Annotated in this window: 8 protein-coding genes, 2 tRNA genes and 2 pseudogenes; 6 read left to right on the top strand and 6 right to left on the bottom strand. The window is 66.3% G+C overall.

Annotated elements, in window-relative coordinates:
- Positions 1–94 precede the first annotated feature (94 nt).
- From K2O50_RS03010 to K2O50_RS02995, 4 genes are all read left to right on the top strand, one after another.
- Positions 95–181 (top strand) — tRNA-Leu (locus K2O50_RS03010).
- Between the two features lie 87 nt (positions 182–268).
- A tRNA-Leu gene (locus K2O50_RS03005) sits at positions 269–355 on the top strand.
- 284 nt (positions 356–639) lie between these two features.
- Positions 640–1,653 (top strand): extracellular solute-binding protein, encoded by a 1,014-nt coding sequence (locus tag K2O50_RS03000; protein ID WP_050707134.1) that lies wholly within the window; start codon positions 640–642, stop codon positions 1,651–1,653.
- Positions 1,653–3,218, top strand: a complete 1,566-nt coding sequence (locus K2O50_RS02995; RefSeq protein ID WP_050707135.1) for an iron ABC transporter permease — start codon at positions 1,653–1,655, stop codon at positions 3,216–3,218. The genes K2O50_RS03000 and K2O50_RS02995 overlap by 1 nt, the downstream gene beginning before the upstream one ends.
- A 148-nt stretch (positions 3,219–3,366) precedes the next feature.
- On the opposite strand, the pseudogene K2O50_RS26835 reads toward K2O50_RS02995, so the two are convergent.
- Together K2O50_RS26835 and K2O50_RS26830 are read right to left on the bottom strand one after the other, a co-directional pair.
- Positions 3,367–3,882 (bottom strand): annotated as a pseudogene (locus tag K2O50_RS26835) (methyl-accepting chemotaxis protein); the annotation flags it as partial.
- Between the two features lie 390 nt (positions 3,883–4,272).
- Positions 4,273–4,485 (bottom strand): annotated as a pseudogene (locus K2O50_RS26830) (methyl-accepting chemotaxis protein); the annotation flags it as partial.
- 1,071 nt (positions 4,486–5,556) lie between these two features.
- Between K2O50_RS26830 and K2O50_RS02985 the strand changes: the two are divergent.
- Both K2O50_RS02985 and K2O50_RS02980 read left to right on the top strand, forming a co-directional pair.
- Positions 5,557–7,290 (top strand): C13 family peptidase, encoded by a 1,734-nt coding sequence (locus tag K2O50_RS02985; RefSeq protein WP_220689968.1) that lies wholly within the window; start codon positions 5,557–5,559, stop codon positions 7,288–7,290.
- 27 nt (positions 7,291–7,317) lie between these two features.
- Positions 7,318–7,962 (top strand): oxidoreductase, encoded by a 645-nt coding sequence (locus K2O50_RS02980; RefSeq protein ID WP_050707138.1) that lies wholly within the window; start codon positions 7,318–7,320, stop codon positions 7,960–7,962.
- Between the two features lie 91 nt (positions 7,963–8,053).
- Here K2O50_RS02980 and K2O50_RS02975 read toward each other — a convergent pair whose 3' ends face one another.
- From K2O50_RS02975 to K2O50_RS02960, 4 genes are all read right to left on the bottom strand, one after another.
- On the bottom strand, positions 8,054–8,341 hold the full coding sequence (locus K2O50_RS02975; protein WP_050707139.1) for a YceK/YidQ family lipoprotein: 288 nt from the start codon (positions 8,339–8,341) through the stop codon (positions 8,054–8,056).
- The gene (ubiX, locus tag K2O50_RS02970; protein WP_050707140.1) at positions 8,338–8,967 is read right to left on the bottom strand and encodes a flavin prenyltransferase UbiX; all 630 of its coding nucleotides are present in this window, start codon (positions 8,965–8,967) and stop codon (positions 8,338–8,340) included. The genes K2O50_RS02975 and ubiX overlap by 4 nt, the downstream gene beginning before the upstream one ends.
- Positions 8,964–10,313, bottom strand: a complete 1,350-nt coding sequence (gene mpl / locus K2O50_RS02965; protein ID WP_050707141.1) for a UDP-N-acetylmuramate:L-alanyl-gamma-D-glutamyl-meso-diaminopimelate ligase — start codon at positions 10,311–10,313, stop codon at positions 8,964–8,966. Before mpl ends, ubiX begins: the two co-directional genes overlap by 4 nt.
- 66 nt (positions 10,314–10,379) lie before the next feature.
- Positions 10,380–12,356: a sigma-54-dependent Fis family transcriptional regulator gene (locus tag K2O50_RS02960; RefSeq protein WP_050707142.1), complete on the bottom strand. Its 1,977-nt coding sequence runs from the start codon at positions 12,354–12,356 to the stop codon at positions 10,380–10,382.
- Between the last annotated feature and the right edge of the window lie 190 nt (positions 12,357–12,546).

Below are 12,546 nucleotides of genomic sequence, written 5' to 3'. Positions count from 1 at the left end.
AGCGTCCGTATAGTGCGCACCACAACGACGGACAACCCCGAAGTTGTAGTAGAGATGAACGACGCTGTAAAGCATCTTGTAATCTCGAATGTGTGCCCAGGTGGCGGAATTGGTAGACGCGCTGGTTTCAGGTATCAGTGGCTTAACGGCCGTGGAAGTTCGAGTCTTCTCCTGGGCACCAAATTTTTCAAGTAACAGATGACCAAGGATCTGTTACTACTGTGTGAAAGCGAACGATAGTCGCCTTCATCAGATGATGCAAAGCTTTGCCCAGGTGGCGGAATTGGTAGACGCGCTGGTTTCAGGTATCAGTGACTTAACGGTCGTGGAAGTTCGAGTCTTCTCCTGGGCACCATACAAAAACCCACTAGCTTGCTAGTGGGTTTTTTCTTGCCTGCGATTTTTGCAGCCATCTAACGCGCCCCCCCTGTAGGAGCGCCCTTGTGCCGCGAAAGGGTCGCACAGCGACCCCGGCGATCTTGACGTGAACGCTGAAACCGAGGGCCGCTGTGCGGCCCTTTCGCGGCAAAAGGCCGCTCCTAAACAGATCCCATGAATTTCCCGTCATACGCCCATTTGAGAAACAATTTCGTTTACCATTGTTTCCAAATATGTAGCCGTAAGCGAGGAAGTACCCGCATGACGATCCGCCCGCAACCGCTGATGCGCACCCTGGCCGCCGCAGTTCTGAGCCTGGTGATCGGCGCACCGGCCGCCCTGGCAGACGAACCGGTCACGCTGACGATGTACAACGGCCAGCACAAGGAAATCGGCGACGCCATCGCCAAGGCCTACGAGGCCAAGACCGGCATCCATATCAATATCCGCAAGGGCAGCAGCAACCAGCTGGCCAGCCAGATCATCGAGGAAGGCGCACGCTCGCCGGCCGACATCATCTACACCGAGGAATCCCCGCCCCTGAACAACCTGGGCGAGCTGGGCCTGCTGGCGAAGATCGACGACGCCACCGCGAACATGATGCCCAAGGAATACGTAGGTGCGAATGGCACCTGGATGGGCATCACCGCCCGTACCCGTATCGTGGTGTTCAACCCGAAGAAGATCGACGAGAAAGACCTGCCGACCACGGTCATGGACTTCGCCAACCCCGAGTGGGAAGGGCGCGTCGGCTACGTCCCCACCAGCGGCGCCTTCCAGGAACAGGCCGTGGCCATCCTGAAGATGCATGGCCGCGAAGCCACCGAAGAATGGCTGACCGGCCTGAAAGCCTTCGGCAAGACCTACACCAACAACATGGTGGCCCTCAAGGCCGTGGAAAAAGGCGAAGTGGCCGCAGTACTGGTGAACAACTACTACTGGTATGCCCTCGAGCGCGAGCGCGGCAAGCTGGACTCCAAGCTGTACTACCTGGCCGATGGCGATGCCGGCAACCTGGTCACCATTTCCGGCGCCGCAGTGGTCAAGGCCAGCAAGCACCCCAAGGAAGCCCAGGCCCTGCTCAACTGGATGGCCAGCGAAGAAGGCCAGCGGGTGATCACCCAGACCACCGCCGAATATCCGCTGCACAAGGGCATGGTCTCGGACCGTGGTCTGAAGCCGTTCGAGGATCTGCGCCCACCGAAGATCTCGCCGGCCGACCTTGGCAATGCCGAGGAAGCCATCGAGCTCGAACGTGAGGTTGGCCTGCTCTGATGACTGCCGCCCTGCCCTCGCCCGCCTTGTCGCGCTTCGTACCGAAGCGCAAGCGGCCCTCCGTCTGGGTGGTGCTGCCCGTGTTGTTCCTGGTGGCGATGAGCCTGTTGCCACTGCTTTATGTCGGACTCAAGGCCTGGGAAGCCGGGTGGCATGAAGCCCTGCGCCTGCTCTGGCGTCCGTTTGTCTGGGGCCTGCTGCGCAACACCCTGCTGCTGATGGTCGGCGTCACCGTGCTGTGCCTGGTGCTGGGCGTGGCCCTGGCCTGGCTGCTGGAGCGCAGCGACCTGCCGGGGCGGCGCCTGTGGGGCGTGGTGCTGTGCCTGCCGTTCGCCGTGCCGTCGTTCGTCAGCAGCTTCACCTGGGTGTCGCTGAGTTCGGACTTCGAGGGCTTGGGTGGGGCCATTCTGGTGATGGCGCTGTCGAAATACCCGCTGGTGTTCCTGCCGGTGGCCGCCACCCTGCGCAACCTCGACACCTCGCTGGAGGAATCGGCGCGCACCCTGGGCTGCGGTCGCTGGGGCGTGTTCCACAAGATCACCCTGCCGCTGCTGTGGCCATCGATGCTGGGCGGCGCGCTGCTGATCGCCCTGCACATGCTGGTGGAGTTCGGCGCCCTGTCGATCCTTGGCCTGCAGACCTTCACCACGGCGATCTACCAGCAGTTCGAGCTGGAATTCAGCAACGCCAATGCGGCCATGCTCTCGGCGGTGCTGCTGGTCATGTGCCTGGCGATGCTGTGGCTGGAACTGCGGGTGCGCGGCAAGGCCCGCCATGTGCGCATTGGCCAGGGCGTCGCTCGTCGCGCGCAGCCGCTTCGCCTGCGCGCCTGGATGCCGCTGGGGCAATTGTTCTGCCTGGCCCTGGCGGTGCTGGGCAGCGGCATTCCGCTGGCAATGCTCGGCTACTGGCTCAGCGTCGGGTCATCAGCGGCCTTCCCGGTCGCGGCCATCGGCAAGGCCTTGGCCACGTCGCTGTCGGTATCCCTGGGCGGCGCCGGCTTCTGCGTGTTGCTGGCCCTGCCGATCAGCTTCCTGGTGGTGCGCTACAAAGGACGCCTGGCGATCTGGGCCGAGCGCCTGCCGTACCTGCTGCACGCCCTGCCCGGACTGGTGATCGCCCTGACCCTGGTGTTCTTCGCCCTGCACTATGTGCCGGCGCTGTACCAGACCACCGCGCTGCTGATCCTGGCCTATGCCCTGTTGTTCCTGCCCTTGGCGCAGTCGCCGGTGCGCACCGCACTGAACAAGGCCTCGCCGACCCTGGAAGAAGCCGCGCGCACCCTGGGTGCGAGCAGTTTCGCGGCGTTCTGCCGGGTCACCCTGCCGATCATCTTCCCGGCGATGGCGGCGGCATTTGCCCTGGTGTTCCTGGATGCGATGAAGGAGTTGACCGCGACCCTGCTGCTCAGCCCGACCGGCATGACCACCCTGGCCACCGAGGTGTGGGCGCACACCGCCAACGTCGAGTTCGCGGCGGCGGCGCCTTATGCGGCGTTGCTGATCGTGGTGTCGGGATTGCCGGTGTATCTGCTGACCACGCGGATGTATCTGAACAAGGCCTGACAGGCCACACCGCACCTGTAGGAGCGGCCTTGTGCCGCGAAAGGGGTGCGAAGCGCCCCCAGGATTTCGGCGTTGACGCAAAGCTTGCTGGGGGCGCTTCGCGCCCCTTTCGCGGCACAAGGCCGCTCCTACAGGGATCGCACAACCCTCAGGCCCGGAACTGCCCCAGACTGGCGCGCAACTGCGCCGCCAGGTCATCCAGTACCTTGCTGCTGGCCGTGGTCTGCATCACCACCTCGGCCGAGCGCTCGGCCTGGGCATGGATATTCTCCACCCGCCCGCGCACCGCCTGCGCGCCATTGGCCTGCTGCTCCGCCGCGCGGGTGGCCAGGCCGATCGCCGCATGCACCTGCTCCACCGCCGCCTGCACCGACTGCTGACGACGTTCGTTGTCGCGCAGCACCAGCAGGCCTTCGCTGGCCTGGCGCCCGGCCTGGCTGATGGTCGCCACCGCTTCCTTGGCCCCCTGCTGCAGGGCGGCGATATGCGACTGGATATCCCCGGTCGAGCTCTGCGTCTTGCTCGCCAGCGCCCGCACCTCGTCGGCCACCACGGCGAAACCACGCCCGGTTTCGCCGGCCCGAGCCGCCTCGATGGCGGCGTTCAGCGCCAATAGGTTGGTCTGCTCGGCAATACCATGGATCACCGTCAGCACCACTTCGATCTGTTCACTCTGCTTGGCCAGGCGCTCGATCACCTGGGAGCCGGTCTGCACCTCGCCGGCCAGGTTCTCGATCAACCGCGCCAGCTGGGTGGAGGCGCGGCTGTTCTCGTCGGTGGCCTGGCGAATGTCCACCACCTGCTGCAACGCCGCCTGCATGGCATGACTCTCGGCCTGGGCCTCGTCGGCCATGCTGGACAGGTCGCGCAGGCTGGCCGCCACTTCGTCGCGTTGCAGCGCGGCAGCGGCATCGGCCCCCGCGTTGCGCTGGGCCATGCTGCCGATCTCCACGCCGGTGCGCTGTGCTACCTCACCGGCCTCGCGAACGATGGGCTGGAGTTTGTCGACGAAGCGGTTGACCGCCGAGGCCATGTCGCCGATCTCGTCACGGCTGTCGAGCTTGACCCGCTTGGTCAGGTCGCCCTCGCCCGCGGCCAGGTCGTTCAGCGCGGCGATCAGCAGGCCGAGCTTGCTCAGCACCCGGCGCCCGAGCACCACCGCCACCACCAACAGCACGCCCAGCCCGACCAGCACCAGGCCCAGGCCGATGCGCCAGCGCAGCTCGGCGGCGGCATCGCGCACGGTCTGCGCGGTATTGGCCTGCATCGCCGTGGCGCTGTTCTGCGCCGTCTCCAGCCGCGCCCGCAGGGCCTTGCCGCTGTCGGCGGCGGCAGCCACCAGGCTGTCGCCGACCAATTGCTCACCACTGGCGATCAGCGCGGCGAAGCGCTGGTCGAGGGCCTTGAGCTCCTGGTCGACGCCGGCGGTGGAGACGCCCATCAGCACCTTGCCGATCTCGGCACCGTTGGGGTTGATCGAGGCCTCGACGTAGTACACCGACGGATCCTTGCGCGCGGCATCCAGTACCTTGTCCAGCGCCCGCTCGCCCTGCCCCTTGTCCATCAGCGCCTGGTTGATCGGGTTCTGTCGGTTGAGGTAGCGGGTCAGGTGCTGGCCCTGAGCGTCGTCATAGATCACGAACAGCACATTGGGGTTGCGCTGGGCGCGACGGGCGAAGTCCGACAGCGTCGGTACGTCATTGTCCCAGATCGCCCGCGGCGCGACCGAGGCCAGCAACTCGGCCATGTCGTTGGCCGAGTCCTTGAGGTTCTTCTCCAGGGTAGCGCGCAGTTGCTGCTGTTCGCCCTGCAGCCGCTCGGAAAGACCGGCACTGAGGCGTTGGCGGGTGCTGGCCGACAGGCTGTCGAGCCCGGCACGGACATCCTGCCCGGCCTGCTCCAGTTCGGCGGCCAGTTTCTGGCTGTCGTTACCCAGGCGCGCGCCCAAATCGGCCTCCAGGGCGGTGACCGTGCTCCGCGTCAGTGCAACGGCAACCAGCACCTGCACCAGAAGAGCGATACCAAGCGCAACAAACACAGGCCGCAAGAGGCGGCTTCGTAACAGTGAAAGGATGGCAGACACGTTGTAACCCTCGTGTTTCTGGCGCCATTACTTTGATGGCATCGTCAGAAACTTCTTACAGCAAGGGTTGTGCCGAAGGCAGCAGGTAAAAATGCCAGTATGCGCGGCATCTGTACCGACACTGCCACGGGCAGGCCCGATCCCACAGGTACGGTGCGACTGCCATGGGTGTCGGCTTACCGGAAGAAGGACCCCAATTCACCCGTCCAGGCATTCTGCGGCATACTCGACGCATCGATTTTCCCGGAACCCGCCATGCGCCGCCTGCTCCCCCTGACCCTGATCCTGTTGCTCGCCGCCTGCGGCGAAGGCGAACCGCTGTCGCCCCCGGACGCCCGGCTGCCCGATGGCGGTCGCTACCGTGGCCAGGTAGTCGACGGCCTGTTGCAAGGCGAGGGGCGCATCGACTACCCCAATGGAAGCTGGTACGCCGGCACCTTCAAGGACGGCCAGTGGCATGGCCAGGGCGAATGGCACGGCAGCAACGGCGAGGTCTATCGCGGCCAGTTCAGCGCGGGCCTGTTCCAGGGTCTGGGCGACCTGACCACCCCCGGCAGCCATTATGCGGGCACCTTCAAGCATGGCCGCCGCGACGGCGAGGGCGCGCTCAGGCAGAACGACCAGACCTACCGCGGTCAGTTCAAGGACGACCAGTACGAAGGTGCCGGCCAGCTCGAACTGGCCGACGGCAGCCGCTACCAGGGCCTGTTCGCCAAGGGCAAGCCCAACGGCGCCGGGGTGCGCAGCGACGCCAGCGGCAACCAGTTCAGCGGCCACTTCATCGACGGACAGTTGCAAGGCGCCGGCACCTACGACAGCGCCGACGGCGAGCAGTACATCGGCGAATTCAAGGACAACCGCCTCGAAGGCCGGGGCCGCTACGAGAGCGCCGACGGCGACGTCTGGATCGGCGACTTCAAGGATGGATCGCTGGTCGGCCAGGGCGAACTGCTGGGCAGCGACGGCAGCCGCTACAAAGGTGGTTTTCGCGACTGGCGCTTTGCCGGCAACGGCACCTTGCAACTGGCCGACGGCAGTCAGTATGTCGGCGGCTTCGCCGATGACGCCTACCACGGTCGCGGCAAGCTGACCCATCCGGACGGCCGGGTCGAGAGCGGCACCTGGGTCAACGGCGTGCGCGTGCGCGATGCCCAGGACAAGCTGCTGCCCGACCCGCTGGACCTGGCCCTGCTCAACCAGGGCAAGCTGCTGGCCGATGCCCTGGCCAAGGTGCCGGCCTCGGAGCCGCCAGTGCAGCTGTACAGCCTGGTGGTGGGCGGCGACGGCCAGCAGAGCGTGTTCCTGCGCGAGGCCGACTATGTCAGCAACATGCTCAAGGTGCGCTTCGGCGCCCACGGCCAGGTGACCCTGGTCAACCATCGCGACCACCTGGCCGACCGCCCGATGGCCACCCGCGAGAACCTCACCCGCGCCGCCCGCACCCTGGCCGAGCGCAGCGGTCCCGAGGACCTGGTGTTCATCTACCTGACCAGCCACGGCAGCCACGACCACCAACTGGTGCTCGACCAGCCGCGCCTGCAACTGGCCGACCTGTCCGCCGACGAGCTGGCCAGCGCCCTGGCCCCGCTCAAGGACCGCGACAAGGTGATCGTCATCTCGGCCTGCTATTCCGGTGGCTACATCGCCCCGCTCAAGGACGACCGCACCCTGGTCATGACCGCCGCCCGCCCCGACCGGGTGTCGTTCGGCTGCTCCGAAGAAGCCGACTTCACCTATTTCGGCGACGCCCTGTTCGCCCAGGCGCTGAACCAGACCGACGACCTGAAACAGGCGTTTGAACTGGCGCGGCAAAGCGTTGCCGAAAGAGAACGAAGGGAAGGCTTCGAAGCCTCGGAGCCGCAGCTCTGGGCGCCGCCGGCGGTGATCAGCCACTGGCAGCGCCTGCGCCGCCAACAGGCCGAGCAAGCCCTGCGCAATGAAGCCCAGCCAGCTTCGGGGCAACAGGCAAAAAAACCTGGCGCCCACTAAGCTGTGTAGTAACGAGGGAGAGACATCATGTACCTGACGCCTCAACATGTCCTGCTTGCCGGTGCCACGGGTCTGACGGGTGAACACCTGCTCGACCGCCTGCTCAACGAGCCCACCATCAGCCGCGTGCTGGCACCGACCCGCCGCCCCCTGGCCGAGCACCCGCACCTGGAAAACCCGGTGGGTGACCCGGCCGTGTTTCTCCCGCAACTGGCCGGCCGCGTCGATATCGCCTTCTGCTGCCTGGGCACCACGCTCAAGCAGGCAGGCTCGGAAAACGCCTTCCGCGCCGTCGACCTGGACATGGTCGTGGCCTTCAGCAAGCGTGCCCGCGAGATGGGCGCACGCCACCTGCTGGTGATCAGCGCCCTGGGCGCCGATCCGAAATCGTCGGTCTTCTACAACCGGGTCAAGGGCGAGATGGAAGAGGCGCTCAAGCAGCAGGACTGGCCGCAGTTGACCATCGTGCGGCCTTCGTTGTTGCTCGGAGAGCGCATAGAGCCGCGCCTGGGTGAGCGCATTGCGGCGCCGTTTGCGCGTCTGATACCGGGCAAGTACCGAGGTATCGAGGCCTGCACCCTGGCCCGGGCGCTGTGGCGCCTGGCGCTGGAGGAGGAAGACGGGATTCGGGTGGTCGAGTCGGACGAGTTGCGAAAACTCGGCAAGAAATAGCGTTGACCTGTCATGGCCCTTTCGCGGGTAAACCCGCTCCCACAGGTAGCGCACTGACCCTGTGGGAGCGGGTTTACCCGCGAAAGGGCCGCTACAGACCGCCGGTGGCGTTAAAGCCCACCCCCGCCGCCGTCAACAACGACAAGGGCAGCAGCAAGGTATCCAGCAACGCACTCCCCGGCAGGTCCAGCCCCGGATAGGCCGGCGCCTCGGCGCCAAAGCGATCCTCGGGGCAACAACCGCCATTGATCACGTACAGGTCAAGCCGCGTCCCGGCATACACCACCGGCGCCCCAGGTTTGTTGGCATCGAGGGTGCGCACCGTCGCGCAACCACCGAGCTGAGCCAGTATCACCAGCCCCGCCAGCACCCGCTTCAATCATCGACCCCGTAGTGATGCTCGCCCCAGCGCGGCAGCATGTCCTGCGGGATGTTCAGCAGGTTGAGGATACGCGCCACGACGAAATCGACCAGGTCGTCGATGCTCTGCGGCTGGTGGTAGAAACCCGGGGCCGCCGGCAGGATCACCGCACCCATCTGCGACAGCTTGAGCATGTTCTCCAGGTGGATGGTGGAGAACGGCGCCTCGCGCGGCACCAGGATCAATTGCCGACGCTCCTTGAGGGTCACGTCGGCGGCGCGCTCGATCAGGTTGTTGCAGGCACCTGTGGCGATCGCCGAGAGGGTACCGGTGGAACAGGGCACCACCACCATCGCCGCCGGCGCGCCGGAGCCCGAGGCCACCGGCGACATCCAGTCTTCCTTGCCGTACACGCGGATCTGCCCGTCGGCCGCACCGGTGTACTCGGTGAGGAACGCCTGCATGGCCTGGGGCTTGGCCGGCAGCAGCACGTCGGTCTCGGTGGCCATCACCAGCTGCGCGGCCTTGGAGATGAGGAAGTGCACCTCACGGTCCTCGCGCACCAGGCAGTCGAGCAGACGCAGGCCATACTGCGCCCCGGAGGCGCCGGTCATGGCCAGGGTGATGCGTTCCGGCCCGTTCACTTCAGCGCCTCGGCCAGCTTGCCGTGCAGGCCGCCGAAGCCGCCGTTGCTCATGATCACCACATGGGTGCCCGGGCGGGCCTGGCCCTTGATGCGCTCGATGATGGCTTCGAGGCTGTCGGCCACCACGCTCGGCACCTTGCACTGCGCAGCGGTGCCCGCCAGGTCCCAGCCCAGGTTGGGCGGCGCGTACCAGATCACCTGGTCGGCATCGTTGACGCTCTCCGGCAGGCCATCGCGGTGGGCGCCGAGCTTCATGGAGTTGGAACGCGGCTCGATCACCGCGATCACCGGCGCCTCGCCGACGCGCTTGCGCAGCCCATCGAGGGTGGTGGCGATGGCGGTCGGGTGGTGAGCGAAGTCGTCATAGATGGTCACGCCCTGCACTTCGGCGACCTTCTCCATGCGCCGCTTGACGCTCTTGAACGCACTCAGGCCTTCGATGCCCATGGCCGGCGCCACGCCGACATGGCGGGCGGCGGCCAAGGTAGCCAAGGCGTTGGCGACGTTGTGCTGACCGGTCAGCGCCCAGTCCACGACACCCTGTGCCTCACCGTCGAACAGCACCTCGAAGCGCGAACCGTCGGCGCTGAGCAGGCGCGCCTGCCATTGCCCGCCTTCGCCGGTGGTCTGCACCGGGGTCCAGCAGCCCATGCCGATGACCCGCTCCAGCGCCTGCTCGGTGGTCGGGTGGATGACCAGGCCTTCGCTGGGGATGGTGCGCACCAGATGGTGGAACTGCCGCTCGATGGACGCCAGGTCCGGGAAGATGTCCGCGTGGTCGAACTCGAGATTGTTGAGGATCGCGGTGCGCGGGTGGTAGTGGACGAACTTGGAGCGCTTGTCGAAGAAGGCGCTGTCGTATTCGTCGGCCTCGACCACGAAGAACGGCGTACCGCCCAGGCGCGCCGACACCGAGAAGTTCTGCGGCACGCCGCCGATCAGGAAGCCGGGGCTCATGCCGGCATGCTCCAGGACCCAGGCCAGCATGCTGCTGGTAGTGGTCTTGCCATGGGTACCGGCAACGGCCAGCACCCAGCGGCCCTGCAGCACATGGTCGGCCAGCCACTGCGGGCCGGACACATAGGGCAGGCCCTTGTTCAGCACGTACTCCACCGCCGGGTTGCCCCGCGACATGGCGTTGCCGATCACCACCAGGTCAGGCGCCGGCTCCAGCTGGGCCGGGTCGTAGCCCTGGGTCAGCTCGATGCCCTGGGCCTCGAGCTGGGTGCTCATCGGGGGATAGACGTTGGCATCGGAGCCGGTGACGCGGTGGCCCAGTTCCTTGGCCAGCACGGCCAGCGAACCCATGAAAGTGCCGCAAATACCGAGAATATGAATGTGCATGATCGACCTCGCAAAACGTCGAGGCAGGGTAGCCCAGGGCGAGGGAAATCGCACTCGCTGTTTCGCTCAACCGGCCCTGGCGATGCCGTGTTTGCGCAGTTTTCGATACAAGGTATTGCGGCTGATGCCCAGGTGCTCGGCGACGCGGGTCAGGTGCCAGCGGTTTGCCTCCAGTACGGCGAGCAGTGCATCGCGCTCGGCGTGTAGGAGCGGCCTTGTGCCGCGAAAGGGCTGCGCAGCAGCCCCGGCGATTTCAGCGGCTTGGTCAGGATCCTGGGGCCGCTCTGCGGCCCTTTCGCGGCACAAGGCCGCTCCTACAGAGGACGCGCCATTGCGAACAATTGCCGGGAGATCGGAAAACTCGATATGCGCGCCTTCGCACAAGGCCACCACGGTGCGCAGCACATTCCTCATCTGCCGCACGTTCCCCGGCCAGGTGAAGTCCAGCAGCGCCTGGCGGGCGGCCGGGTCGAGAGTGATGGCCTGGCCCTCGGCTTCCTGCGCCAGCAGGAAGTCGAGCAACTGCGCCTTGTCGCTGCGCTCGCGTAGTGCCGGCAGGGCGACTTCCAGGCCATTGAGGCGGTAATAGAGGTCTTCGCGGAAACCACCCTGCTCCACCCGTTCCAGCAGGTCACGGTGGGTGGCGCTGACGATTCGTACATCCACCGCCTGCGGCTCGCCACCGATGGGCACCACCTGGCGCTCCTCGAGCACCCGCAGCAGGCGGGTCTGCAACGCCAGCGGCATGTCGCCGATCTCGTCCAGCAACAAGGTGCCGCCATCAGCCTGCAACAGCTTGCCGCGCATGCCTTCCTTGCGCGCGCCGGTGAAGCTGCCGCCGCGATAGCCGAACAGCTCGCTCTCGATCAGGCTCTCGGGAATCGACGCGCAGTTGATTGCCACGAACGGCTTGTGCCGGCGCGAACTGGCCTGGTGCACGGCCTGGGCGAAGGCCTCCTTGCCGCAGCCGGTCTCGCCGCGCAGCAGCAGGGGCACGTCGCGCTCGAACACCCGCACGGCGCGGCGAAAGTCCTCGCGCAGAGCCGGGTCGAGCAGGCAGATGCCGGGCTCGCTGGCCCGGGGCAAGGCCACCGGCACCGACCACACCGGCGTCCGGGCCTGGCCGCGCAGGCTGGCGAACACCTGGCGACCATCGCGGGTATGCAGCGGCCAGGCGCTGTTGCCCTGGGGCGTGGCGCGACTGAACAGCTCGTCGTGACTGCAGGCGAAGAACCTGTCCAAGGGCTTGCCCAGCACGCCGCCTCGGATGGTGCCCAGCAGGTTCAAGGCGCTCTGGTTGGCTGCGCAGATCCGCCCGTCGCCATCGACGGCCAGCAAGCCCTCGCTGAACAGACCGACCGACTCGGCCTGCAGGTGGAAGCGCAGCAGCCACTGCTGCTCGAAATGGCGCAGGAAATAGCAGCTTTCGATCATCTTCGCCGACAGGTTGACGAGGGCCATGGTGTGGAACTGGCTCTGGCGCGATACATCCGGCCGCGCCGACGACACGTCGAGCACCGCCAGCAGCTCACCATGGGGGTCGAACACCGGGCTGGCCGAGCAGGTCAGCCCGGTGTGACGGCCACGGAAATGCTCGTCCTGGTGAATGGTCAGGGCCTGGCGCTCGACCAGGCAGGTGCCGATGCCGTTGGTGCCCTCGCGGGCTTCGCTCCAGTCGGCGCCCAACCACAGCCCGGCGCGCTCGAAGATGCGCCGCTCGCCAGGGGCGGTGACGCAGTTGAGGATCACCCCGCGGGCGTCGGTCAGCAACACGGCGTGCCCACTGCCAGACAGTTGCTGATGCAGGCTATTCATCTCGTTGTCGGCGATCTGCAGTACCTGGTGCAGGCGCTCGCGGCTCTCCAGCAGTCGGCCGTGCTCGAGCACCACCGGGGCCTGGGCCCGTGCCGGGTCGAGGTGATAGTCCTCCAGGCAGCGCAGCCAGGAGCGTGCGATCGACGGGTCGCTGCCCGGCCCGCTGGCCTGGCCGTGGGCGACCGTGAGCACTTGCTGGGCATGGCGGCTGAACGGGTTGCTCTGCATTTGTAGTTGTTCTCCGCAGATAGAGCGTGTCGCCAGCATCCTCCAGGCGGGAACGCTTTGCAATGGTGCACTGACCCTGCGGTCACGGGCTGCGTCGAAAACGGTACAAAGTGTCACCCAGGCCGTGCCGGCCCTGGCACAGGGCCGCGCCAGTCACTGCCCGATCTTGACCCAAGTCATTGATACACAA

This window comes from Pseudomonas sp. 2hn (assembly GCF_019646095.1).
Lineage (GTDB): Bacteria > Pseudomonadota > Gammaproteobacteria > Pseudomonadales > Pseudomonadaceae > Aquipseudomonas > Aquipseudomonas peradeniyensis.
The sequence above is the reverse complement of the archived record's forward strand: the minus strand, read 5'-3'. Positions and strand labels throughout refer to the sequence as shown.